The sequence below is a fragment of the Streptomyces sp. NPDC087787 genome (assembly GCF_044743035.1).
Taxonomy (GTDB): Bacteria; Actinomycetota; Actinomycetes; order Streptomycetales; family Streptomycetaceae; genus Streptomyces.
This window is the reverse complement of the sequence record NZ_JBIUVQ010000024.1, coordinates 85,167-107,960: the sequence shown is the minus strand read 5'-3', so window position 1 is coordinate 107,960 and position 22,794 is coordinate 85,167. Positions and strand designations below refer to the sequence as shown.

The window sequence follows — 22,794 nt, the reverse complement described above, 5'->3', positions numbered from 1 at the left end:
ATCGACCTGGGCCTGTCCGCCTTCGCCGTCCTGTCCGACGGCCGGAAGGTCGACAGCCCCCGCTTCCTGCGCAGGGCCGAGAAGAAGCTCAAGCGGCTTGGACGGGAGTTGTCCCGCAAGGTGAAGGGATCGAAGAACCGGGCCAAGGCCCGCATCAAGGTCGCTCGCCAGCACGCCAAGGTGGCGGACCGGCGCCGGGACTGGCACCACAAGGTTTCCACACAGATCATCCGCGACAACCAAGCGGTGTTCGTGGAGGACCTCGCGGTGTCCGGTCTCGGCCGTGTTCGGCTTGCCAGGTCCGTGCACGACGCGGGATGGTCCGCGTTCGTCGGCATGCTGGAGTACAAGGCGGTCAGGCACGGCCGGACCTTCGCCAAGGCGGGCCGGGCCTTCCCGTCCTCTCAGGTCTGCTCGGCCTGCGGTTTCCGGGACGGCCCCAAGCCCCTGCACGTCCGTCAGTGGACGTGCGGCCAGTGCGGGGCTGTGCACGACCGCGACCACAACGCAGCCCGCAACGTCCTGTTCGAAGGACGCCGCATCGTCGCCGCCGGACGGGCGGAGACACCAAACGCCTCGTGGAGCGCCGGTAAGACCAGGACGAAAGTCCCGGCACAGCGCGTTGAAGCAGGAAGCCCCCGGAAGGGCCAGCCGGCCCAGGCCGGAATCCCTGGACTTCAGGCCAGGGAGCACGTCAATACAGCCTGCGTGTCGACCGGCTGATCGATCTCGTCGGCCTGTTCGTCTTCGCCGTCGTCGGCGTCACGGTCGGCCTCCTCGTCGACAGCCTGGCCAGACGGGCACTCCAGGTGACCCGCGCGCAGGTGGAAGCCGAAAGCCTCGCTCGCCTGGTGGCCGACGTGCTCGCAGCCGGGACGATGGCCTCCGCCGACCTCGTCGACGCCCTGCGCCGCGCCTTCGATCTGGAGGGGGTCGCACTCCTGCGGCAGACAGACAGCGGATGGGAGGCCGAAGCGGCGGCAGGCCTCTCCTCACCGGAGACCCCCGAAGACGCACCCTTCACCGCCGCTGTGGCCGGCGGCCGGATCCTGGCGCTGGCAGGCGGCCGTCTCAGCGCCGAGGACGCCCGGCTTCTGCGGGCGTTCACCAGCCGGCTCCGCATCGACCAGGGGACGTGGCAACTGGAGCATATCGGCGGCGATCATGAGGAGCAGCACGAGCACAGCCGGGACGGTGAAGCCGCTCTGTAAGTGGCGACGCTCCCGTGGGGATGCTGAGCACGGGCTACGGCGCTGCGAGGCCGACCAGCACCAGTGCGAGCAGGAGCACGAGCGTTCCGGCGGCGATGAACCCGTAGTCCAGTAAACGCCGTTCGCGGTTGTGGACGACGATCCTGCCCGGGTCGGCCGGGTCGTAGGTGATCAGTAGTGTGTCGCCGTCGCGCAAGGGCCGCCGTCGTGTCGCCGGTACGGGGCTGCCGATCTCCACCACTTGGCCGGTCTCTGTGCTGAACTGGAGCAGTGGGCGTGGCGACGGGGGGCCCTCGCCACGCGCTTCGGGGTCGGGCTTGACCAGTGCCCAGGCCCTGACGCCGGTGCGCTCGATCCTGCGGGTCTGGCGCAGGCCGGTGAGTCCGGCGAGCGCCATCACGCAACCGCCGCAGGCGGCGAAGACCGCCATGACGACCGTGTCTGCCGTGCTCACCGCGCCTTGTCTCCGCTGGGTTCGAAGCGGTAACCCATGCGGGGCTCGGTGATCAGGTAGCGCGGATGCGCCGGGTCGGGCTCGAGTTTGTGGCGCAGGCCCGAGATGTTGATGCGCAGGTAGTTGGAGTGCTCGTCGTGCCCCGGTCCCCAGATGTCGCGCAGCAGTTGATGGCCGGTGACCAGCCGTCCCGGATTGCGCAACAGCGTGGCGAGCAGTTGCCATTCCTTGGGCGTGAGGTGGACGGTCTCGCCGCGCCCCGAGTCGCTCACCACGGTGCAGGCGGTCAGGTCGACGGCGTAGTCGCCGACGGTGACCGTCCGAGGTCCGCCACCACGGTCCGTACGCCGCAGCACGGCACGCAACCGGGCCAGCAATTCCTCCATGGCGAACGGCTTGGCCACGTAGTCGTCGGCGCCCGCGTCCAGCGCGCCGACGACGTCGGCGGGTGCGGCGTGCTCCGACAGCGCGATGACGGGCACGGACGACCAGGACCGCAGGCCGGTGATGACGTCGGTGCTGTCGGCGTTCGGCAGATCGAGGTCGACGATGACCGCGTCCGGCGGCGTCTGGGAGGCCCGGCTCAGGGCGCTGGTTCCGTCGGACGCGGTGACGACGGCGTAGCTCTGCGCGGTGAGACTGACGGCCAGGGCGCGCAACAGCTGCGGCTCGTGGTCGACGACCATTACGTGTCGCGTCATCTCCGTCCCTCTCCCTGCGCTGGACGGCGCCCTCGCGCCAGGAGTGCCGCAGCCCGGTCGGGCGAGGGGGAGTTCGCGGGACCGGACCGCGTGACGCATGGTGCGCGGTGCATGTTCATCGTGGCTGCGATGCGGCCAGATCGTGGTTGAGCCGGACGACGTTGACACTGTCCTGACCCAGGAAACCCAGCTGGCGGCCACTGACGTGCGCGGCGACGAGCTTGCGGACCGCGGCCGGGTCCAGCCCGCGGGCCTTGGCCACCCGGTTCACCTGCTCGTGGGCGTAGGCGGGTGAGATGTCCGGGTCGAGCCCGGAGCCGGAGGTGGTGACCGCGTCGGCGGGAACGCTGCTCGGCCGAACGCCGTCGAACGCGGCCACCGCGGCCCGGCGTTGGGCGATCGTCTTGATCAGCGTGGCGTTGTTGGGGCCGAGGTTGGAGGCGCCGGAGCTGGTCGGGTCGTAGCCAGTCCTCCCCGCCGCGGACAGGCGGGGCTGGAACCACTTGGGGTCGGGTGCCGGCGTGGTCTGGCCTTTGCGCAGCGGGAGGTTGAAGTTCTGGCCGATGAGGGCGGAGGCGACCGGACGTCCGCTGTCCTTGATCATGGATCCGTTGGCCTGGTGCGGAAAGACGCCCTGGGCAATGCCGGTGACGAGCAGCGGATAGGCGATGCCGGTGATCACGGTGAACACCAGCAGCATGCGCAGCGCCGCCAGGTGGTGGCGGACCACGTGGGCGAGAGAGCCGAGCACGAAGATCGCCCTCCTTGTCGGTCAGTGCAGTCCGGGGACGAACTGGATGATCAGGTCGATGACCTTGATGCCGAGGAACGGCAGCACCAGGCCGCCGAGGCCGTAGATCCAGATGTTGCGGCTGAGCAGCGCCGCCGCTGAGGAGGGCCGGTAGCGCACGCCGCGCAGGGCCAGCGGGATCAGCGCGATGATGATCAGGGCGTTGAAGATGATCGCCGAGGCGATCGCCGAGGTCGGGCTGTGCAGGCCCATGATGTTGAGATGGCGCAGCCCCGGGTAGACGCTCGCGAACATCGCGGGGATGATCGCGAAGTACTTGGCGATGTCGTTGGCGATGGAGAAGGTGGTCAACGAGCCCCGGGTGATCAAGAGTTGCTTGCCAATCTCGACGATCTCGATGAGCTTGGTCGGGTTGGAGTCGAGGTCGACCATGTTGCCGGCCTCCTTGGCGGCCGACGTGCCGGTGTTCATGGCCACGCCGACGTCGGCCTGCGCCAGGGCCGGGGCGTCGTTGGTGCCGTCCCCGGTCATCGCGACCAGCTTGCCGTCGGCCTGCTCCCGCTTGATCAGCGCCATCTTGTCCTCGGGAGTGGCCTCGGCGAGGAAGTCGTCCACGCCCGCCTCCTCGGCGATCGCCTTGGCGGTGAGCGAGTTGTCACCGGTGATCATCACCGTGCGGATGCCCATGCGGCGCAGTTCGTCGAAGCGCTCGCGCATACCGTGCTTGACCACGTCCTTGAGATGGATGACACCGAGGATCCGGGCGCTCTCGACACCTGCCTGCCGCACCACCTCGCCGACGACCAGCGGCGTGCCGCCGCTGGCGGAGATGCCGTCGACCAGCGGGCCGACCTCGTCGGTGGGGTGGCCGCCGTGGTCGCGGACCCAGCGCATGACCGCGGTGGCCGCGCCCTTGCGCAGCGAGCGGTTGTCCAGCGCGCCGTTGAGGTCCACGCCCGACATCCGGGTCTGCGCGGTGAACGGGACGAACTCGGCATGCGCCAGCTCACCTTCGGTCCGTGCGCGCAGCGCGTGTCGTTCCTTGGCGAGGACCACGATCGAGCGGCCTTCGGGCGTTTCGTCGGCGATCGAGGACAGCTGGGCCGCGTCCGCCAGCGTCTCCAGGTCGATGCCGCTGACCGGCAGGAACTCGGCGGCCTGCCGATTGCCCAGGGTGATGGTGCCCGTCTTGTCCAGCAACAGGGTGTTGACGTCGCCCGCGGCCTCCACGGCGCGTCCGGACATGGCCAGCACATTGCGCTGTACCAGCCGGTCCATGCCCGCGATGCCGATCGCGGAGAGGAGCGCGCCGATCGTGGTCGGGATCAGGGCGACGACCAGTGCCACGAGGATGACGATGGACTGCTCGGCGCCGGCGAAGATGGCGAAGGGCTGCAGGGTCACCACGGCGACCACGAAGATGATGGTCAGCGAGGCCAGCACGATGTTCAGCGCGATCTCGTTCGGTGTCTTCTGCCGGGCCGCACCCTCCACCAGGGCGATCATCCGGTCGATGAAGGTCTCGCCGGGTTTCGAGGTGATCCGCACCAAGATGCGGTCGGAGAGCACCTTCGTCCCGCCCGTCACGGCGGAGCGGTCACCGCCCGATTCACGGATCACCGGAGCCGACTCACCCGTGATCGCGGACTCGTCCACGCTCGCGATGCCCTCGACCACATCGCCGTCACCGGGGATGACCTCGCCGGCCTCGACCACGACCAGGTCACCGAGCCGCAGTTCGGTGCCCGCAACCTCCTCGGTGACCTCCGGTGCGCCGGGCTGCCGGGCATGGATGACACGGCGGGCCATGGTGTCCTTCTTCGCCCGGCGCAGCGTCTCCGCCTGCGCCTTGCCACGTCCCTCCGCCACCGCCTCCGACAGGTTGGCGAAGGCCACGGTCAGCCAGAGCCAGACGGTGATCACCCAGGCGAAGACGCTCGGGTCCTTGATCGCCGACAGGGTGGTCAGCACCGCGCCGACCTCGACCACGAACATCACGGGGTTCTTCACCATCAGACGCGGATCGAGCTTGCGCAGCGCGCCGGGAACGGAGGCGAGGAGCAGCCTGGGCTCCAGCAATCCCGCAGAGACCCGATGCCGATCAGTCGCCGGCGGGCCCGTCGGTGCCGCGGCTTTCACGGTGGTGGGCATCAGTGCAACCCTTCCGCGAGCGGCCCCAGCGCGAGCGCGGGCAGGTAGGTGAGGCCGACGACGATGAGGATCACGGCGGACAGCAGGCCGACGAACTGCGGCCGGTGGGTGGGCAGCGTGCCCGCCGTGATCGGTACCGGCTGCTGCGCGGCGAGCGATCCGGCCAGCGCCAGCACGAACACCATCGGCAGGAAACGGCCCAGGATCATCGCAAGCCCGAGCGCGGTGTTGTACCAGACGGTGTTGGCGCTCAGCCCGGCGAACGCGGAGCCGTTGTTGTTGGCAGCCGAGGTGAAGGCGTAGAGCACTTCGGAGAAGCCGTGCGGACCGTGGTTGAGCATCGCCGCCCGCTCGCCCGGCAGGGCCATCGCGATGCCGGTGCCGATCAGCACGATCGCCGGAGTGGTGAGGATGTACAGCGAGGCATACTTCATCTCCCGGCCGCGCAGCTTCTTGCCCAGGTACTCGGGCGTGCGGCCGACCATGAGGCCGGCGACGAAAACCGCCACGACGGCCAGGATCAGGATCCCGTAGAGGCCGGACCCGGTGCCGCCGGGCGCGATCTCGCCGAGCATCATGTTGAAGATCGTCAGGCCGCCGCCGCCCGGCGTGTACGAGTCATGGAAGGAGTTGACCGCACCGCAGGACGTCAGGGTCGTGGACACGGCGAACAGGGCCGAAGCCCAGATCCCGAACCGCTGCTCCTTGCCCTCCATCATCCCGCCGGCCGCGTGTCCGGCCGAGCTGCTCACGCTGTGCAGCTCGTTGGCGGTGACGATGGCCACCGAGGCGGCCCAGATCAGCGCCATCACGGCGACGATCGCGTAGCCCTGGCGGTTGTCGCCGACCATCTTCCCGAAGGTCCGCGGCAGAGCGAACCCGATCACCAGCAGCAGGTAGATCTCCAGCCAGTTGGTGAACGGATTGGGGTTCTCGAAGGGGTGGGCGGAGTTGGCGTTGTAGAACCCGCCTCCGTTGGTGCCCAGCTCCTTGATGACCTCCTGGGAGGCGACCGGGCCGCCGGGGACGGACTGATACTGCCCGGCGATCGTGGTGATCGACTGGAAGCCGTGGAAGTTCTCGACCGTGCCCGCGGCGACCATCACGACCGCCATGACCAGCGAGATCGGCAGCAGGAGCCGCAGCACGATCCTGGTGAGGTCCTGCCAGAAGTTGCCGACCTGACCGGTCCTCTTGCGGGCGAACCCACGGATCAGGGCCGCGACCACGGCGATCCCGGCCGCCGCCGAGACGAAGTTCTGCACCGCCAGGCCCGCCATCTGCACCAGATGGCCCATGGCCGACTCCCCCGAGTACGCCTGCCAGTTGGTGTTGGTGACGAAGGAGGCGGCGGTGTTGAAGGCCAGGTCGGGGCTGACCGGCTTCACGCCGAGGGAGAGCAGCAGATGGTTCTGCAGCCGCAGGAAGCCGTAGAGGAACAGCACCGAGACCAAGGAGAACGCCAGCACGCTGCGCAGATAACCGGGCCACGTCTGCTCGGCGTCCGCCTGCACGCCGCCGACCCGGTAGACCAGGCGTTCCGCACGCCGGTGACGCGGGGAGGTGAGGACATGCGCCATGTAGTCGCCGAGCGGGCGGAAGGTCAGGGCCAGCGCACCCACCAGGGCGATGATCTGCAACCAGCCCGCGAGAGTGGCGTTCATGGAGAACCTCTCCGGCTACGGACCGTGTGGGACGCAGCTAGAACTTCTCGGGGAAGATCAGGCACAGGACCAGGTAGATCACCAGGCAGACGGCGACGGCCAGGCCGACGATGTTGTCCAGGCTCACAGTCGGCTCACTCCCTTGGCGATCAGACCGATCAGGGCGAACGCGGCAATGGCGAGGACGATGAATCCAAGATCCGACATGTGCGACACCCCCGTAGCGACGACGGGAAGGGAACGCCGGGTGCAGGGAAAGGGGTTATGCCGGTAGAAACCGGCTCATTCAGAACAGCTCTGCGTCATTTGCCCGGCAAGGCTTATTAGCGGGTTTGTAACGCCGTCGGGTACTCATTTGATGATTTCTTGATGTTCTGAGGCCGACCCGCGGTCCACCGTGAGGCGCTCGCCGGCCGGCAGGACGGCCCTGACCCTCGGCAGGGCCGGGCAGCAGCAGGCTTGTTCCGGCCATAGCTCGGCGACCCGAACGAAACCGTGCGGAATGCCGCCCACCGCCTGGGCGGAGGCCCGCCGTACCGTGCCTCTCTCAGCTGCTCGCGGGCGGCCTGAAGGCCGACCGGCCGGCCTTGCCAGGTCGAGTAGGGGCCCGGCGGGTGCGGCGGCCCCGGGGCCGGGACTTCGGTCCGCCGGTCGACAAGGACCGTGCCGCGCCGTCCATGGACCGCGTGTACGCGGCGTGGATCCTGGCCACGCACGGAGCGGACGCCGCGTGGCTGGGACGGCATCTGGACCTTTCCGCCGACCTGGCACGCCTGCTCGTCGAGGCCGCCGTCCAGACACGGCGCCGCAGAGTGGGCGTCTGGGAGGACCACGCCTGGTCCCTGGCCGGCATCCGCCCGCATGACGGAAGCCTTGAGGGGTCAGTGGCCGAGGTGGAGGGGGAAGCGCAGGCGGCAGATGACGGCGTCGGTGTGGCGGCGGACGGCGCGGTCCAGGACGGCGCCGCGCTGGTTCTGCAGCAGTCGCTGCCAGGGCTTGGGCAGGCGCATCTCAGGGATGAGGACCACGATGCGGTCGTGGCGGTCCTGGGCTGCGAGCGCGCGCAGGTGGTCGACGACGGGCCGGGTCAGGGAGCGGGTGCGGCTGTGCAGCACGGTGAGCGGGACGCCGGGTTGCCAGGCGTTCCAGGCGGCGTGGACCTCGTCGGCGGAGGGGGCGTCGCGGTCCTCGGGGTGGACGACGGTGACGGCGCGGACGTCGCCGCCCAGGGACAGTGCGGCGCTGAGGGCCTCGCGGGTGAGGACGTTGACCGCGCCGACGGGGACGACGACGACCGAGTGGCGCGGCTCGGGGCGGGCGGGGATCTCGCCGAGGCGCAGGGCGGCGCCGATCCGCCGGTAGGCGCGGTGCACGGCTTCGAACACGGCGACCAGGACGGCGACGGTGAGGAACACCAGCCAGCCGCCCTCGTGGAACTTCGCGACCAGTTCGACGGCCAGCGCCGCGGTGGTCAGGAGTGCGCCCAGTGCGTTGACGGCCGCGCGCCGGTACCAGCCCCGCCCCTGGTCGAGGTGCCAGTGCCGGACCATGCCGGCCTGGGAGAGGGTGAAGCCGATGAACACGCCGATGGCGAAGACCGGTACCAGTTTCTGTGTGTCGCCCTCGGCCACGACCAGCAGGACCAGGGCGGCGACGGCGAGCACGACGACGCCGTAGCGGTAGACCTGCCGGTCGGCGCGCAGCCCGAAGACGTGCGGCAGGTGGTTGTCGCGCGCCAGCAGGGAGGTCAGGACCGGCATGCCGCCGAAGGAGGTGTTGGCCGCGAGCGCGAGCAGCACCATGGTGGCGAACTGCACCACGTAGAAACCGGCGTTGTGCCCCAGCGACGCCTCGGTCAGCTGCGCCAGTACGGTCTTGGTGCTGTTCGGTGCGACGTGGAACTTGCCGATGAGCAGCGACAGTCCGATCAGCATGGTCCCCAGCAGCGCGCCGAGCGCGACCTCGGTGCGCTGGGCCCGCCGGACCCGCGGGGTGCGGAAGGTGGGGACGGCGTTGGCGATGGCCTCGACGCCGGTCAGGGCCGAGCAGCCCGAGGCGAACGCGCGCAGCAGCAACAGGGCTCCGACCGCGGAGGCGGCGGAGGCCGTCGGGTGGGTGGGCGGCACGGCCGGTGTCGGGCGCACCAGGCCGGCCACGATCACGGCGGCGATCGCCACGATGAACACGGCCGTGGGGGCGATCATCACCTTGGCGGACTCGGCGACCCCGTAGAGGTTGACCGCGGTGATCAGCCCCAGGGCGATCACGCACAGCAGGACCCGATCGCCGTACAGGGCGGGGAAGGCGGAGGTGAGCGCGGCCACGCCGGCCGAGACCGACACGGCGACGTTCAGCACGTAGTCGATGATCAGTGAGGCGGCGGCGACCAGACTGACCCGCCGGCCCAGATGGCGCCTCGCGACCGCGTAGGCGCCGCCCCCGTTCGGAAACGCGGCGATCACCTGCCGGTAGGAGAACGTCAGTGCCGCCAGCAGCACGACGATCGCCAGCGTGACCGGCAGGGTCAAACCCAGGCCCTGACTGCCGGCCACCGCCAGCACCACCACGATCGCCTCCGGCCCGTAGGCCACGGAGGCCAGTGCGTCCAGGGACAGGGCCGCCAGCCCTTGCGGCACGGTCAGCCGGTCCCGCTCCTGGCGCCTCCCGGCGAGCCGCCCGACACGGCGGCGGCCGCCGACGCCCCCAGCACGCCCACTCACGGCTTCACCTGCCCTCACGTCGTCCTGCGCACCCCGGGGTCAGAATTCCGCAAAACGCCCTGTTTCAGCGCAAGAGAGGCGTTAAAGGTCGTCCCGGGTCGCGTTTGCCCTGCTACACCGGAAGACGCAAGCAGGAGGTGCCCACCATGCCCGACCACCTCGTCAGGGGGCCCGTCGCGATCATCGCCGCCCTCGTGGCGCCGCTCGCGGTCTGCGCGGTGCTGCTGCCCTTCCGCGCCGCACTGGCCAACACCGTCGTCGCGCTGGTCCTGGTCGTGGTCGTCGTCGCCGCGGCGGCCCTCGGCCACCGCCTGGCCGGCGTCCTCGCCGCCCTGTCCGCGGCCGTCTGGTTCGACTTCTTCTTCACCGTCCCCTACCAGCGGCTCACCATCAGCAGCCCTGCCGACATCACCACCGCGGTCGTGCTGCTCACCGTCGGGCTGGTCGTCTCCCAGCTGGCGGCCCGCGCCCGACGCCTGGAGGTCGTCACCATCACCGACGCCGACTACCTCGCCCAGCTCCACCACGCGGCCCGCCTGGCCCAGACGGCGACCTCGCCCGACGCGGTGGTGGAGTGCGTACGCGCCCAACTCGTCGGCCTGCTCCACCTGCGCGGCTGCCGCTTCCAGTACGGCACCCTGCTCGGCCACGCCCCCCGCCTGGAAAACGACGGCTCCGTCACCGTCGGCCGCAAGAGGTGGGACGTCGATCGCCTCGGTCTGCCCGACCAGGACATCGAGCTGCGCGTCTTCGCCGGCGGCCGCTTCCACGGCCGGTTCCTCCTCCAGCCGACGCCCGGCCACACCCCGCCCCTTGAGGCGCGCCTGGTCGCCGTCACCCTGGCCGACCAGGCCGGCGCGGCGCTGCAGACCATCTGGAGGGAAACGGCACCCCGCCCCTGAGACGGCTGCGTCTGTACTGGATCACCCTCCCTGGCCCCTGACCTGTCCGCACCCTACGGCGGGATCCGCACGGTGGCCCGAGCGGCGCGGATGGCGGAGTCCACCGTTGGCCGGGGTGTGCGTGAACTCGGTGCCGGCCCGGTCCGGCGGGCCGGGCTCGCACCGCGGGCGCGGGGCGAGAGAGGCTGCGGGATTCGGATCCGGGCCCGGTCCCGGCGTTGCTGGCGTTGGTCGAGCCCGAGCAGGACTTCAGCCTCCGCTATGGGTACGACATCAGGAAGTGACCAGGGCTCCCTGTCCTCTGCAAAATTCAGGTGAATCATCGTGTTGCAATGCTCATGAACGAGGACAGCCAAGCCCGATGGAGCGCCGCCTCAGCCAGGGAGGGAAGGCACCTGGGAACCGTCGTTGCCGAGCTGCCGGAAGAAGGACCTGATCGACAACCTGAGTGGGACGGAACCGCCGAGCCTGCTCGCACCGGCCGTACGACGGAGCTTGTCCTCGCTGGGCTTGGCGCGTTCGGATTTCGTGTTCGTCGGCGCCCGTTATGTTGACCGGAACATCTGACAGGCGGAGCTGGCGTGCAGAGAACAGAGGAACGGGCCGGGGAGGCCGAGGCCGCCGACGCGGGCAGAGCGGTGGGGGACGAGGCCGTCCCTGGCTGGCCCCGGTTCTGGCCGCTTCTGTTGCTGGGGGCGGCCACCGTTCCCGGCGTGGTGCTCTACTTCGGGGGCCGGTGGATGGAGACGCCGGCGATGCAGGCGTGGCGGACCGTCTGTCTTGCCGTGACCGTGCAGGCGCTGCCCTTCCTTCTGCTGGGTACGGCCCTTTCCGGTGCCATCAACGCGTTCGTGCCGGCGGCGGTGTTCAGCCGTGCGCTGCCGAGTCGGCCGGTGCTCGCCGTGCCGGTGGCCGGCGTCGCGGGTGTCGTCCTGCCGGGCTGCGAGTGCGCGTCGGTGCCGGTGGCGAACCGCCTGATCGGACGGGGTGTCACACCGGCGGCCGCGTTCGCGTTCCTGCTGTCGGCGCCCGCGATCAACCCCGTGGTGCTGACGGCCACCGCGGTGGCCTTCCCCGGGCAGCCGGCCATGGTCGCCGCCCGGCTGCTGGCCTCGCTGGGGACGGCGTTGGTGATGGGCTGGCTGTGGCTCTGGCTGGGGCGGGCCGAGTGGCTGCGGCCGGTCGTGCGGCACAGCGGGCACCAGGCGGGTGGCAGTCGGTGGCGGGAGTTCCGGACCGGCTTCCAGCACGACTTCCTGCACGCGGGCGGTTTCCTGGTGGTGGGTGCGATGGCGGCGGCCACGTTCAATGTGGCGGTGCCCCGTTCCGTGGTGGATGCGTTCTCCGGTTCGCCCTGGCTGTCGGTGCTGTTCCTGGCCGGGCTGGCGATCGTGCTGGCGGTGTGTTCGGAGGCGGACGCGTTCGTGGCGGCCTCGCTGAGCGGGTTCTCGCCGGTCGCGCGGCTGGCGTTCATGGTCGTCGGTCCGGTGGTCGACCTGAAGCTGATCGCCCTGCAGGCGGGTACCTTCGGCCGGGCCTTTACGGTCCGGTTCTCCGCTGCCACGGTGGTCGTGGCGGTTCTGTCCAGTGTGCTGATCGGAGGAGCACTGCTGTGAGACGCCCGCTCCAGACGACCCTGCTCGTCCTCAGCGGCATCGGCCTGCTGCGCGTGTCCCTGTTCACCGATCTGTACCTGCGGTACGTCACGGAGGGGATGCGCCCGCTGCTCATCGCCTCCGGAGCCCTGCTGATCCTGCTCGGCGCGGCGGACGCGGTGTCGTACGCGCGACGGCGCGAGGGCGACGAACACACGGACCACGGCGACAGCGGCCACGGGCACAGCCACTCCGGCGCACCTCGTGCCGCGTGGCTGCTGTTCCTCCCGGCGTTGAGCCTGCTGCTCTATGCTCCGCCCGCCCTCGGCGCGTACACCGCTTCCCGCCAGCCGTCCAAGGCCGTCACGCACGAGGACGACTTCGACCCGCTGCCCACGGCCTCGCTGCTTCCGATGACCCTTTCGGACTTCATCCGCCGTGTGCAGCAGGACCGCACGCGGGCCATCGAGGGGCGTACGGTCCAGTTGACCGGGTTCGTCACGTCCGACGAGCAGGGCGACAGCTGGTTTCTGACCCGGATCATCATCTCCTGCTGCGCCGCGGACGCCCAGTCCGTGAAGGTGCGGATCCACGGCACCCCGGCCCCGCCGGCCGACACCTGGGTGGCCGTCACGGGTACCTGGCACCCCGGCGGAACTCTGGGCACGCGCTCCGCACCTGCCGCGCTCGACGCCCGTTCCGTGGAGAAGACCGACAAGCCGGTGAACGCGTACACCGACGCCCTTCCGCTCACTCCCACGAGATGAACCGGCGCCCTTCAGTCGCATGAACCGACGTGGAGCGTTGTCAGCGGTGCCTCCATGCCGCGGTGGACCAGACAATGCACCATGCGGGCCGGGTCCACCCTGGACAGATCACCGGCAACGCTTCCGCCGACGCCCTCTCCCGTCCCGGCCCGCAGCCGCTCCGCCGGCTGCCACCATGTCCGCTGTCGCCGTTTCCGTCGGCGGACCGGGCCGGTTCGCCGAGACCACCCGAGGGGTCCTGTCCTCGTCGCTCGGCGACGCGGCTACGCCCGTCAAGGCAGCACGGTGTCAATGCACCCGACGGTCTTCCAACGGAGCCGCCTTCAACTCCCCGTCGGTCACCCGCGGAAGATGCGGTGTGTGGTTGACCAGTCGGGCCGAGTTGCCGACGACCGCGATGCTGCTCATGTTGTGCAGCAGGGCCGCGAGAACGGGGTTCATGGAACCGCCGGCGCTGGCGAGGAGGCCGAGCAGATCGACTCCGATGGCGAGGCCGTAGTTCTGGCGGACGACGCGCAGGGTGTGGCGGCTGAGTTCGACGACGGCGGTGACTTGGCGCAGGTCGTTGCCCGCGATGCTCACCGCGGAGGGCGGCGGTGCCTCCTCACCGAGCGTGGTGCGGGCCTCCGCGATCATGTCCCCTGCTTTGAGCCGGGCTTCCTCGGCGGCCGATGCGATCCAACGGCCGGCGACGATGCCGCGGGTGATACCACCGACGAGGGCCTTCCGGACTGCGGGTTGGCCGTCGGGGGTGCGTTTCGTGACTCCCCGGATGATCAGGCCGCCCACCACTCCGGAGACGGCGTAGTGGGCGAGACGCCCGGCTGCGGCACCGGCGACGGTGAGGGGATGCGTGAAGGACTCCTTCCGCCGCTGCTGAGTGACGGACCCCCTCGTGCGCCCGTACCGTGCGTCCGGTCGAACGGAGGCCCACGCGCAGGTTTCCTCGGCAGATGACGTCGGCCACTGCACGCCGCGACTGCCGCCGCCACCTGCTCGGTCAGGCGGGCTGCGGGGCCGTCCTCCTGGCTCCCGGGCGGCGGGTGCGGTACTTGCCGACCAGGCGGCAGACGGCGTAGATCGTGAACGAGATCGTCGTGACGTACGGGCTGATGGGGATGCTGCTGCCCAGGGCGAGGAGAATGCCGCCCTCGATGGAGATCACCGCGAAGACGATGCTGAGCAGTGGTAGCAGTACGGGGGAGGCGGTGACGCGGGCGGCGGCCGCTGCGGGGGTGACGACGAGGGTGAGGACCAGCAGGGCGCCGACGACCTGCACGGACAGGGCGACGGCGAGGCCGAGCACGATCATGAAGGCGAAGGACAGTCCTCGCACCGGGACGCCGCGGGCCTCGGCGACGTCCGGGTCGGCGCTGGCGAAGGACAGCGGCCGCCACATCATCACCAGAGCCACCAGGACCACGGCGGAGGTGCTGAGCAGCCAGGTTGTCTGCGGGGTGTCGACGGCGACGATCTGGCCGGTGAGCAGGCCGAATTTGTTGGCCGCCCGGCCCTTGTAGAGGGCGAGGAAGAGGACACCCAGCCCCAGGCCGAACGGCATGAGGATGCCGATCGCCGAGTTGCGGTCGCGGGCCCGCGCTCCCAGAACGCCGATCGCGCCGGCCGCGACGAGCGAGCCGACGATCGATCCCGCCACGACGTTCGTCCCCAGCAGGAGCGCGGCCGAGGCGCCCGCGAAGGACAGTTCACTGATGCCGTGCACCGCGAAGGGCAGGTCGCGCATGATGACGAAGACCCCGGCCAGGCCGCCGATCAGGCCGAGTGCGGCGCCGGCGGCGAGGGAGTTGCGGACCAGGGCGAGCAGTCCGCCGTAGTTGGCGAAGTTGAAGATCTGCTGCCAGATCCCGTCGGCAAGCGTCATGGCCGGTTCCCGCCGGGCTCGTGGAGTTCGTGGCTGTGGTGAGGCTGGGCGGCCGGTTCTTCGGGTACGCCGGCCACCACGATCCGGCCGTGGACGCGGACGACGTCGATCTGCGTGCCGTACAGGCGGGAGAGCGAGCCGGAGGTCAGGACGTCCTCCGGCGTGCCGACGCGATGGCCGCCCGGTGCCAGGTACAGCACCCGGTCCACCAGGTCGAGGACCGGGTTGATCTCGTGGGTCACGAAGATCACCGCCGTGTCGTGGGAGCGGCGGCGGGCGTCGATCAGTTCGGTGACCGCCCGCTGGTGGTTCAGGTCCAGGGAGAGCAGCGGTTCGTCGCACAACAGGATGCGCGGGTCGGTGGCCAGTGCCTGCGCGATGCGGACGCGCTGGCGTTCGCCACCGGACAGCAGACCGAGCGGGACGTCACCGTACGAGGAGGCCCCGACCTGCTCCAGGATCTCGTCGACCCGCCGGCGGACGGCGCTCGTGCGCAGCCGCGGGCCGAAGCGGCGGCCGTCGATCCCGAAGCGCACCAGGTCGCGGGCCCGCAGCATCTCCTGCGCGGACAGTGCCGCCTGCTGAGGGATGTACCCGATGTGCCGTCCGGCGTCGCGGGGAGGGCGGCCGAGGACGGTCAGCGTTCCCGCGGACAGCGGCTGTCGGCCCAGCAGGGCTTTCACCAGGCTGGTCTTGCCCGACCCGTTCGGCCCGAGCACGGCGAGGAACTCCCCGGGCCGTATCTCGAGGTCCAGATCACGCCATACCGTCCGCGTGCCGTAGGCCACGGCGGCGCTGCTGAGGCTGATCAGCGGGGCGGTGTCTGCGCCGACGACGCTGGTTCGTGTCCTGCTCTCGCGGGCCCGGGGTACGGGAGCCACCTCTGGTCACCTCACTTGTTCAGCGCGTCGGCCAGCGCGTCGACGTTGGCGGTCATCCACCCGACGTAGTCCTTGCCCTCGGGCAGGGTCTCGGTGACGGGAACGACGGGGATGCCGGCCGCCTTGGCCGCCTGCTCGATCTTCTCGGTCTGCGGACCGGAGGTCTGCTCGTTGTAGACCAGCGCCTTGACCTTCTTACCGGTGAACAACGCGAGAGTGGCCTGCAAGACCTTGGGAGAGACGTCACTGCCTTCCTCGACGGCCTTGCTGAACTCCTCGGGAGTCTTGTTCACCAGCCCGCCGGCCTCGGTCATGTACAGCGGCACGGTCTCGGTGACGGCGATGGCCTCGCCTCTGTGGGCCTTCTTGATCTGCGCTTCCTTCGCCTCGAGCGGCTTGAGCTTCGCTTTGAAGGTCTCGGCGTCCTTGGCGAAGGTGGCCGCTTCGGCGGGTTCTGCCTTGCCCAGGGCCGTGGCTGTGCGATCGGCGATCCTGGCGGCGGTGGGGAAGTCGTACCAGACGTGCTCGTTGAGCTCGCCGCCCTTCGGGGCGGTCTTGCCGGAGACCTTGACCGCGTTGATGACCTCGGCGGAGGAGTTGCTGCTCTTGAGCATCCGGTCGATGAAGTCGTCGTAGCCGCCGCCGTTCTCGATGACGAGCTTCGCCTTGGACAGGATCAGCTGGTTCTGGGTGTCGGCCTCGTAGGAGTGCGGGTCCTGGTCGGGGTCGCTGATGACCGACGTGACGGCGACCTTGCCGCCGCCCATCTGCTCGACGATGTCGCCGTACACGTTCGTCGAGGCGACCACCGTGACCTTGGAGGAGGCGGCCGGGGTCTGCGAGACGCTCCCGTCGCTCTTGGCGTCCGAGGAGTTGCCGCAACCGGCCGCGAGGGCCAGGCAGGCGCCCATGAGGAGAGCGAGACGGCAGGACGGAAACGGGGGCATGGATCCTCCACTACGCGTGCTGCAGGGGCCTTCGCGAAAGCGGCTGGTCCGGACCCGGATCGATCCGGGCATATACACCACGCTGGATGGAAGTGAATGTCAAAACCATGGATCGCATCGATATGACAATCGTTGCGGAGAATTGACGCGCCGGCCACTCGTGCGATGGCGTCGCCCGTGACTGGCAGAGGCTGCAGACGCCTGTGAGTTCCAGGGCGTGCTCGACCTCGGCGAAATCCGGCGGTTGCGGCCAGGGTCTCGGTCCAGCGCTCCACGCTCTCCGCGCCCACGGGGCGGTTGTTGGTGACGCCGCCACGGCCCGCGCGGTGGCGGACCGAGATGCAAGGGCCGTGGCGGGACGTCGATCAGGTCGAGCGGGCGATCTTCCAGTGGGTCACCGCGCCAGCACCCTGCGCATCCGGTCGGTGCGGCCTCGTCGGCCAGGTCCAGCTTGTTGAGCGCGAGCACGTCCGCGAACTCCACCTGCCGATCAGCAGGTCGCTCACGGTCCGTTCGTCGCCCTGGTCCGCACGCGCGGGCGGCTCAGTGGGAATGAGCGGATTCGGTGCAGGTCACCAACTGCTCTTGGTCACGCCGGGGAGTTCGCCCGCGTGGGCCATCTCGCGTACGCGGATGCGGGACAGGCCGAAGGTGCGCAGGTGGCCGCGGGGGCGGCCGTCCACGGCGTCGCGGTTGCGCAGGCGGGTGGCGCTGGCGTCGCGGGGCTGCCGGCGCAGTTCCCGCTGGGCGGCGGCGCGTTCGTCGTCGGACGCCCGGGGTGACGAGATGATCGCCTTCAGCTCGGCGCGGCGAGCGGCGTAGCGGGTCACGACGAGTCGTCGCTGTTCGTTTTTAGCGATCTTGCTCTTCTTCGCCATCAGACCTTCCCTCCCCGGGCGCGGATGCGGGCCACCGCGGCCTCGATGCCGATCGTGTCGACCGTCTTGATGCCCTTGGTGGAGAGGGTGAGCCGGATGTGGCGGCCTTCGCTCGGCAGCCAGTAGCGCTTGGTCTGGATGTTGGGGTCGAAGCGGCGCTTGCTGCGCCGGTGGGAGTGGGAGATGTGGTGGCCGAAGCCTGGCTGTCGGCCGGTGAGTTGGCAGTGGGCGGACACGTTTCCTCCTTGTGCGTCGGCAGCACCCTAGCAGCTAAATGAAAATGAAAACCAATCTCGTGTATGGTGCTGCTCATGCCACGCAACGAACTGCGTCCGATCATCAAGCTGAGGTCCGCCGCCGGCACCGGCTACACCTACGTGACCCGCAAGAACCGCCGTAACGACCCCGACCGGCTGACGCTGCGCAAGTACGACCCGGTCGCCGGCCGCCACGTCGGCTTCCGTGAGGAGCGCTGAGAGCCGTGAAGCCCGGAATCCACCCCGCCTACCGCCCGGTCGTCTTCCGTGACCGGGCCGCCGACTTCGCCTTCCTCACCCGGTCGACGGCCACGAGCGACAAGACCGTCGAGTGGGAGGACGGCAACACCTACCCGGTCATCGACGTCGAGATCTCCTCGGCGAGCCACCCCTTCTACACCGGCACCCAGCGGGTCCTGGACACCGCGGGGCGGGTCGAGCGCTTCGAGCGGCGTTACGGCCGCGGCCGGAGCGAGCAGTGAGCGGCGACCAGGCGCGGCTGCCGGTCGCGATCGTCGCCGGGTTGCACGCGGATGCCCGCCGGGCCGCCGTGGAGGAGATCCTGCGTACGGTTCCCGGCTCGGTCGCGCTGCACCACGACCTGACGTCCGCCGTCGACAGCGCGGTGCACCGCACGGTACGCGATGCCGGCGGCCTGCTGGGCAGCGGCGACGCGCCGCTGGTGAACGACTGCGCGTGCTGCGCACTGCGCGAGGACCTCGTCCCCGAACTGCTGAGGCTGGCCGAGGAGGGCAGACACCGGCTGGCCGTCGTGGAACTGTGGGACTCCGTCGAACCCCAGGCAATGGCCCAGGTCATCGCCGCCGCCGGCGCACCGCTGGCGCTGACCGGAGTCGCCACCGCGGTCGACCCGGCACTCGTCCTGCCGTACCTGTCCAACGGCGACGACCTGGCCGACGTCGGCCTCGCCGCCGCCCCGACCGACCAGCGCACCGTCGCCGACACCTTCGCCCGGCAACTGGAACACCCCACGGTGATCGCCCTCGCCGAGAACCGCTCGGGCGCAGAGGACGTCGAGGCCGCCGACGACACCGACCACGCGCTGCTCGCCCAGCTCACACCAGGCGCACGAAAGATACGCCTGGCCGGCGGTGCCCTGCAGGCCGCCCTGCTGGCGGGCTTCGACGTGGCCGCGGCCGCCGCCCGCCTGCATCCGGCATGCGCGCTGCTGCCGCAGGAGTGCGACGAGCACGGCGTGAGCACCTTCGTCTGGCGGCGGACACGGCCCTTCCACCCGCAACGCCTCTACGCGGCACTGGAGGACCTGACCTGCGCCGCCGCCCGCAGCCGCGGGCGGTTCTGGCTGGCCGACCGCCCCGACACGCTGCTGTCTTGGGACGCAGCCGGCGGCGCGCTGTGCGTGGAGTCGGCCGGACCCTGGCTGGCCGCCCTGCCCGATGCCGCCTGGGAGATGGTTCCCGCCGAACGCCGCCTGGCCGCCTCCGTGGACTGGCACCCCGAACACGGTGACCGCTGCCAGTACTTCACGTTCACCTCGCCCGGTCTGGACCGCGACGGTCTGCTGGCCCTACTCGACTCGTGCCTGCTCACCGACGACGAGTACGCAGCGGGCAGGGACCACTGGAAACAACTTCCTCACGTCTTCGACGACTTGCTCGACCCAGTGGCCTGAACCGCGACCCGGCCCGGCCCGGCACTGAGGGTGCGTCATTCACTTGTCCCACCCCAGGTGCTCCGCCGGATCGCCCGCGCATTGCACCGCATTCTGTTGAAAGAGAGGACCGACGTCACCATGCCCCGACGCACAAGCACCCGGCGGCAGGCCGCCAAGCCTCAGCGCGTCAGCCCGCTGGACGCCGCCGGCATCACGTACATCGACTACAAGGACACCGACCTGCTGCGGAAGTTCATCTCCGACCGCGGAAAGATCCGCAGCCGCCGGGTGACCCGCGTGACGCGTCAGCAGCAGCGGCGGATAGCCCAGGCCATCAAGAACGCACGCGAGATGGCACTCCTCCCTTACAGTTCCCGATAGCCGGGATGGCGGTACGGACGCCCGTGGTATCTCCACCGTCGGTCGTCCGTACGTGTCCAGGCTGCGGCGACCGGGTCAACGCTTTTCGTACGGGTCCGACGGCTCCTCGACCTGCCTGACCGTCGTCGCGTCCAGCACCGGGGGCCCGGCCGCCGCCGATCCCGGCTTGCCCGTGGGGTGCCAGATGCCCGTCACCGTCACCCAGGTGTCAGTCGCCGGTGCGTCCGCGCTGCGGACCCGTACCTTGTTCGTCGTCGCGTCGGCCGCGCAGCACGAGACCAGCAGCCGGGTCACGTACCAGGTGCCGCCGGCTCCGTGCGTGACGAAGCCGGTCAGCCGGACCGTACGGCCCTGCAGCGAACGCCCGCTGTCGTAGACCGCGCGGGAGCCGAACGCGGCCACACTCAGGTCCACCGGGTCGCCGGGCGGCAGCGCCGGGAACGTGCCGACGCCCACCGCCGCGCGCTGGGCGTCCTCCCGGGCCGCGCTGTAGGAGCCGAGCGCGGGCGGCGGGAAGAGCTGCAGGGCGGAGGCGGGGAGGGCGAGAAGAGGCCAGGCGCGGGCCGGCCGTGTGGGAGTGGGCGTGGCCGTGCGCGCCCTCGTCCGGGTGCGCGTTGCCGTCCGCATACCCGTCGCCTTCCCGCGCCGCTCGTGCCCACGCCGCCGCCAGCACCCCGAGCAGCCCCAAAAGCAGCCCGAACGCGATCAGATACGGCCGCAACCCGGCCTGTACGTACCGCAGATACAGGTCACTGAACAGCGTGATCCGCAGCATCGCGGCAGCCATCAGCAGCGTCAGCACGGCCGGCCCGTACCGCCTGACAGCAGCCACCCTCCCACGAGCACACTGCTCACCAGGGCGACCGCCCAGGTCGCCGACGAGGACCGGCTGGCGAAGGCGCGGCCGAACGTGCCCGCCTGCAGGGCGATCAGCTTCAGGTCGACCATCGGTCCGACCACCATGAACGCCAGCCGCGCGGTCGGGGAGAACCCGCTGAGCGACGCGGCCAAGAACGCGTCGGCCTCGCTGCACACGCACAGCACCACGGCGAGCAGCGCCAGCAGGAGCACCGACAGCCAGGCGGACCCGGCGGCCTCCCGCGTCGGCGCCGACCGGACCCCTGGGCACCCGGATACGGGGGGTTCGCTTCGACTACGGCGGGGCGCCCGTGCTCGCCGGCCTCGACCTGACGGTCCACGCCGGCGAGACCCTGGCACTGGTGGGGGCGTCCGGCACCGGCAAGTCCACCTGCGCGCATCTGCTGGCGCGCTTCTGGGATCCGACGCAGGGCTCCGTCGAGCTGGTCGGGGCCGGCGGCTCGCCCGTCGACATACGGGAACTCGTGGAGGAGGAACTGCGCCGTACCGTCTCGGTCGTCGGCCAGGACACTCCGCTCTTCCACGGCATGCTCGCCGACAACCTCTGCCTGGCCCGCCCGGACGCGACCGAAGACGAACTGCAGGCGGCCGCCTGCGTCTGCGGCGTCGACCGGATCGCCAAGGCCCTGCCCGACGGATACGACACACAGTTCGGCGAGCGTGGCGCGACGCTCTCCGGCGGGCAGCGCTCCCGCATTGCCCTGGCGCGGGCGCTGGGTGACGAACCCATGGGTCCTCGTCCCCGTGCCGTGGCTGCGTCCACCGCCCGGCCCGGGGTGCTCAAGCCTCCGCTACAAAAGGGGTGCTCGTGCGCGCAGGTGTCGTCGATGCCGTAGGTGTCCCACGCGGGGAACGGGTCGACGGGCGGCAGGCATTCGCCGTCGGCCATGAGGCAGTCGGTCAGTGCCGCGTGCAGTACGTCCGCGTGCAGGTGCGTGCCGATGAAGACCAGTTCCTGGCCGCCGGGGCTGTCGGTGTCGTGGGCGGCGGAGGGCTCGAAGCGTGCGACGGAGCCGGCCTGTGACCACAGGCCCGTCACCTGCGGGCGGCTGGCCAGCGTGAAGAACCCCTTGGAGCGCAGGATCTGCCCGTACGCGCCGCTGTCGAGCTCCTGGGTCACGAACGTCCACAACCGGTCGGGGTGAAAGGGCCGTTCGGCGCGGAAGACGGTCGAGGAGATCCCGTACTCCTCCGTCTCGGGGACATGGTCGCCGTTGAGCTCCATCACCCAGCCGGGGGCCTGCTGGGCACGGTCCAGGTCGAACAGCCCGGTGCCCAGTACGTCGCCGGCCTTCACACGGCCGTGGACGGCCGGGACGACGCGCGCGACCGGGTTGAGGCGGGTGAGTGTCGCCCGCAGCCGGTCCGCCGTCTTCTCGTCGACGAGGTCGAGCTTGTTGAGCACGATGACGTCGGCGAACTCGACCTGGTCCATCAGCAGGTCGCTGACGGTGCGTTCGTCGTCCTCGTACTGGTCCAGGCCGCGCTCGACGAGCTCGTGGCCGCTGGTCAGCTCGGGCAGGAAGTTGGCGGCGTCGACGACCGTGACCATGGTGTCCAGGCGGGCGACCTCGCCGAGAGCGGCGCCGTCGTCGCGGGCGAAGGCGAAGGTCGCTGCCACCGGCATGGGTTCGGAGATGCCGGACGACTCGATGAGCAGGTAGTCGAAGCGGCCCTCGCGGGCCAGCCGGTCGACTTCCTCGAGCAGGTCGTCGCGCAGGGTGCAGCAGATGCAGCCGTTGGTCATCTCGACCAGGCGTTCCTCGGTGCGCGACAAGGCTGCCTCGCCGCCGCGCACCAGGGCGGCGTCGATGTTGACCTCGCTCATGTCGTTGACGATGACCGCGACGCGTAGTCCCTCGCGGTTGCCGAGGACGTGGTTGAGGAGGGTGGTCTTGCCCGCGCCGAGGAACCCGGACAGGACGGTGACGGGCAGGCGGTCGGAAGGCATGAACGATCAGTCCTCGGGGCGCAGCAGCCCGCGCTCGTACGCCTTCACCAGCCGCTGCGGCACCAGGTACGAGACGCCGTCGACGGTGATCGGCACGAGCGTCGGCGTGGCCGCCTTCCACTGGGCGCGGCGGTGGCGGGTGTTGCTGCGGGACATCTTCCGCTTGGGAACGGCCATGGGTTCCTG

25 protein-coding genes and 3 pseudogenes are annotated in these 22,794 nt (G+C 70.3%); 11 read left to right on the top strand and 17 right to left on the bottom strand.

The genetic code is table 11. The features are described 5' to 3' along the window. Positions 1–723: RNA-guided endonuclease TnpB family protein (locus ACIOWN_RS30290; protein WP_401983907.1), on the top strand; the 723-nt coding region annotated here is incomplete at its 5' end. An 86-nt stretch (positions 724–809) separates the two neighbouring features. Then, complete coding sequence (locus ACIOWN_RS30285) at positions 810–1,211, top strand: hypothetical protein (protein ID WP_362354679.1); 402 nt, start codon at positions 810–812, stop codon at positions 1,209–1,211. A 34-nt stretch (positions 1,212–1,245) separates the two neighbouring features. On the opposite strand, the gene ACIOWN_RS30280 is transcribed toward ACIOWN_RS30285, so the two are convergent. The 7 genes from ACIOWN_RS30280 to ACIOWN_RS30250 form a co-directional block, all read right to left on the bottom strand. Beyond that, a complete protein-coding gene (locus ACIOWN_RS30280) occupies positions 1,246–1,665 on the bottom strand; it encodes a DUF3592 domain-containing protein (protein ID WP_362354681.1) in 420 nt (139 codons plus the stop codon). Further along, entirely contained in the window at positions 1,662–2,366 is a 705-nt protein-coding gene (locus ACIOWN_RS30275) for a response regulator transcription factor (RefSeq protein ID WP_362354683.1), read from the bottom strand. The genes ACIOWN_RS30280 and ACIOWN_RS30275 overlap by 4 nt, the downstream gene beginning before the upstream one ends. Positions 2,367–2,481: 115 nt before the next feature. Further along, the gene (kdpC, locus tag ACIOWN_RS30270) at positions 2,482–3,117 is read right to left on the bottom strand and encodes a potassium-transporting ATPase subunit KdpC (protein WP_362354685.1); all 636 of its coding nucleotides are present in this window, start codon (positions 3,115–3,117) and stop codon (positions 2,482–2,484) included. A 21-nt stretch (positions 3,118–3,138) separates the two neighbouring features. Next, positions 3,139–5,268 carry a potassium-transporting ATPase subunit KdpB gene (gene kdpB, locus ACIOWN_RS30265; RefSeq protein WP_362354687.1) on the bottom strand — a complete coding sequence of 710 codons (2,130 nt, stop codon included), beginning with the start codon at positions 5,266–5,268 and terminating at the stop codon, positions 3,139–3,141. After that, positions 5,268–6,932, bottom strand: coding sequence for a potassium-transporting ATPase subunit KdpA (gene kdpA / locus ACIOWN_RS30260; protein ID WP_362354689.1), 1,665 nt, complete (start codon positions 6,930–6,932; stop codon positions 5,268–5,270). The genes kdpB and kdpA overlap by 1 nt, the downstream gene beginning before the upstream one ends. A 37-nt stretch (positions 6,933–6,969) precedes the next feature. Beyond that, complete coding sequence (gene kdpF / locus ACIOWN_RS30255) at positions 6,970–7,059, bottom strand: K(+)-transporting ATPase subunit F (RefSeq protein ID WP_362354691.1); 90 nt, start codon at positions 7,057–7,059, stop codon at positions 6,970–6,972. Between the two features lie 754 nt (positions 7,060–7,813). Continuing rightward, entirely contained in the window at positions 7,814–9,652 is a 1,839-nt protein-coding gene (locus ACIOWN_RS30250; protein WP_362354693.1) for an APC family permease, read from the bottom strand. A gap of 146 nt (positions 9,653–9,798) precedes the next feature. Here ACIOWN_RS30250 and ACIOWN_RS30245 point away from each other — a divergent pair, with 146 nt between their 5' ends. The 4 genes and pseudogenes from ACIOWN_RS30245 to ACIOWN_RS30230 all read left to right on the top strand — a co-directional run bounded on the left by ACIOWN_RS30245 (position 9,799) and on the right by ACIOWN_RS30230 (position 12,916). Further along, entirely contained in the window at positions 9,799–10,554 is a 756-nt protein-coding gene (locus tag ACIOWN_RS30245; RefSeq protein WP_401983904.1) for a DUF4118 domain-containing protein, read from the top strand. A 54-nt stretch (positions 10,555–10,608) separates the two neighbouring features. Next, positions 10,609–10,799 (top strand): annotated as a pseudogene (locus tag ACIOWN_RS30240) (ISAzo13 family transposase); the annotation flags it as partial. A 336-nt stretch (positions 10,800–11,135) separates the two neighbouring features. Beyond that, positions 11,136–12,170: a permease gene (locus tag ACIOWN_RS30235; protein ID WP_401983902.1), complete on the top strand. Its 1,035-nt coding sequence runs from the start codon at positions 11,136–11,138 to the stop codon at positions 12,168–12,170. Beyond that, entirely contained in the window at positions 12,167–12,916 is a 750-nt protein-coding gene (locus ACIOWN_RS30230; protein WP_401983901.1) for a TIGR03943 family putative permease subunit, read from the top strand. The genes ACIOWN_RS30235 and ACIOWN_RS30230 overlap by 4 nt, the downstream gene beginning before the upstream one ends. Before the next feature lie 288 nt (positions 12,917–13,204). Here ACIOWN_RS30230 and ACIOWN_RS30225 read toward each other — a convergent pair whose 3' ends face one another. The 6 genes from ACIOWN_RS30225 to rpmB form a co-directional block, all read right to left on the bottom strand. After that, a complete protein-coding gene (locus ACIOWN_RS30225; protein ID WP_401983899.1) occupies positions 13,205–13,888 on the bottom strand; it encodes a DUF1490 family protein in 684 nt (227 codons plus the stop codon). Positions 13,889–13,916: 28 nt separating this feature from the next. After that, positions 13,917–14,798 (bottom strand): metal ABC transporter permease, encoded by an 882-nt coding sequence (locus tag ACIOWN_RS30220; RefSeq protein ID WP_362354702.1) that lies wholly within the window; start codon positions 14,796–14,798, stop codon positions 13,917–13,919. Beyond that, on the bottom strand, positions 14,795–15,679 hold the full coding sequence (locus tag ACIOWN_RS30215; RefSeq protein ID WP_401983897.1) for a metal ABC transporter ATP-binding protein: 885 nt from the start codon (positions 15,677–15,679) through the stop codon (positions 14,795–14,797). The genes ACIOWN_RS30220 and ACIOWN_RS30215 overlap by 4 nt, the downstream gene beginning before the upstream one ends. An 11-nt stretch (positions 15,680–15,690) precedes the next feature. Beyond that, complete coding sequence (locus tag ACIOWN_RS30210; protein ID WP_362354704.1) at positions 15,691–16,626, bottom strand: metal ABC transporter solute-binding protein, Zn/Mn family; 936 nt, start codon at positions 16,624–16,626, stop codon at positions 15,691–15,693. A 572-nt stretch (positions 16,627–17,198) separates the two neighbouring features. Beyond that, complete coding sequence (gene rpsN, locus ACIOWN_RS30205) at positions 17,199–17,504, bottom strand: 30S ribosomal protein S14 (protein WP_401983895.1); 306 nt, start codon at positions 17,502–17,504, stop codon at positions 17,199–17,201. Next, positions 17,504–17,740: a 50S ribosomal protein L28 gene (rpmB, locus tag ACIOWN_RS30200; protein WP_362354708.1), complete on the bottom strand. Its 237-nt coding sequence runs from the start codon at positions 17,738–17,740 to the stop codon at positions 17,504–17,506. Before rpmB ends, rpsN begins: the two co-directional genes overlap by 1 nt. 75 nt (positions 17,741–17,815) lie before the next feature. Between rpmB and rpmG the strand changes: the two genes are divergently transcribed. The 4 genes from rpmG to rpsR all read left to right on the top strand — a co-directional run bounded on the left by rpmG (position 17,816) and on the right by rpsR (position 19,778). Further along, complete coding sequence (gene rpmG / locus ACIOWN_RS30195; RefSeq protein WP_401983894.1) at positions 17,816–17,980, top strand: 50S ribosomal protein L33; 165 nt, start codon at positions 17,816–17,818, stop codon at positions 17,978–17,980. Between the two features lie 5 nt (positions 17,981–17,985). Next, a complete protein-coding gene (locus ACIOWN_RS30190) occupies positions 17,986–18,243 on the top strand; it encodes a type B 50S ribosomal protein L31 (protein WP_220295572.1) in 258 nt (85 codons plus the stop codon). Continuing rightward, a complete protein-coding gene (locus ACIOWN_RS30185; RefSeq protein ID WP_401983893.1) occupies positions 18,240–19,415 on the top strand; it encodes a CobW family GTP-binding protein in 1,176 nt (391 codons plus the stop codon). Before ACIOWN_RS30190 ends, ACIOWN_RS30185 begins: the two co-directional genes overlap by 4 nt. A 120-nt stretch (positions 19,416–19,535) precedes the next feature. Further along, the gene (rpsR, locus tag ACIOWN_RS30180; RefSeq protein WP_362354716.1) at positions 19,536–19,778 is read left to right on the top strand and encodes a 30S ribosomal protein S18; all 243 of its coding nucleotides are present in this window, start codon (positions 19,536–19,538) and stop codon (positions 19,776–19,778) included. A gap of 75 nt (positions 19,779–19,853) precedes the next feature. Here rpsR and ACIOWN_RS30175 read toward each other — a convergent pair whose 3' ends face one another. After that, positions 19,854–20,405 (bottom strand): TIGR03943 family putative permease subunit, encoded by a 552-nt coding sequence (locus tag ACIOWN_RS30175; protein ID WP_401983891.1) that lies wholly within the window; start codon positions 20,403–20,405, stop codon positions 19,854–19,856. A gap of 168 nt (positions 20,406–20,573) precedes the next feature. Continuing rightward, a pseudogene (locus ACIOWN_RS30170) lies at positions 20,574–20,867 on the bottom strand (permease); the annotation flags it as partial. A gap of 80 nt (positions 20,868–20,947) precedes the next feature. Here ACIOWN_RS30170 and ACIOWN_RS30165 point away from each other — a divergent pair. Next, entirely contained in the window at positions 20,948–21,493 is a 546-nt protein-coding gene (locus ACIOWN_RS30165; protein ID WP_401983910.1) for an ATP-binding cassette domain-containing protein, read from the top strand. Here ACIOWN_RS30165 and ACIOWN_RS30160 read toward each other — a convergent pair. Both ACIOWN_RS30160 and rpmF read right to left on the bottom strand, forming a co-directional pair. Further along, a pseudogene (locus ACIOWN_RS30160) lies at positions 21,457–22,608 on the bottom strand (GTP-binding protein); the annotation flags it as partial. The gene ACIOWN_RS30165 and the pseudogene ACIOWN_RS30160 sit on opposite strands and share 37 nt — an antisense overlap. Positions 22,609–22,614: 6 nt before the next feature. Next, a complete protein-coding gene (gene rpmF / locus ACIOWN_RS30155) occupies positions 22,615–22,785 on the bottom strand; it encodes a 50S ribosomal protein L32 (protein WP_362354720.1) in 171 nt (56 codons plus the stop codon). Between the last annotated feature and the right edge of the window lie 9 nt (positions 22,786–22,794).

Excerpts from the sequence above, each read along its gene's own strand:
- ACIOWN_RS30275 (WP_362354683.1), bottom strand. The coding sequence starts at position 2,366 with ATGACGCGACACGTAATGGTCGTCGACCACGAGCCGCAGCTGTTGCGC.
- kdpB (WP_362354687.1), bottom strand. The coding sequence starts at position 5,268 with ATGCCCACCACCGTGAAAGCCGCGGCACCGACGGGCCCGCCGGCGACT.
- kdpA (WP_362354689.1), bottom strand. The coding sequence starts at position 6,932 with ATGAACGCCACTCTCGCGGGCTGGTTGCAGATCATCGCCCTGGTGGGT.
- ACIOWN_RS30245 (WP_401983904.1), top strand. The coding sequence starts at position 9,799 with ATGCCCGACCACCTCGTCAGGGGGCCCGTCGCGATCATCGCCGCCCTC.
- ACIOWN_RS30220 (WP_362354702.1), bottom strand. The coding sequence starts at position 14,798 with ATGACGCTTGCCGACGGGATCTGGCAGCAGATCTTCAACTTCGCCAAC.
- ACIOWN_RS30210 (WP_362354704.1), bottom strand. The coding sequence starts at position 16,626 with ATGCCCCCGTTTCCGTCCTGCCGTCTCGCTCTCCTCATGGGCGCCTGC.
- rpsN (WP_401983895.1), bottom strand. The coding sequence starts at position 17,504 with ATGGCGAAGAAGAGCAAGATCGCTAAAAACGAACAGCGACGACTCGTC.
- rpmG (WP_401983894.1), top strand. The coding sequence starts at position 17,816 with ATGCCACGCAACGAACTGCGTCCGATCATCAAGCTGAGGTCCGCCGCC.
- rpsR (WP_362354716.1), top strand. The coding sequence starts at position 19,536 with ATGCCCCGACGCACAAGCACCCGGCGGCAGGCCGCCAAGCCTCAGCGC.
- ACIOWN_RS30175 (WP_401983891.1), bottom strand. The coding sequence starts at position 20,405 with ATGCGGACGGCAACGCGCACCCGGACGAGGGCGCGCACGGCCACGCCC.
- rpmF (WP_362354720.1), bottom strand. The coding sequence starts at position 22,785 with ATGGCCGTTCCCAAGCGGAAGATGTCCCGCAGCAACACCCGCCACCGC.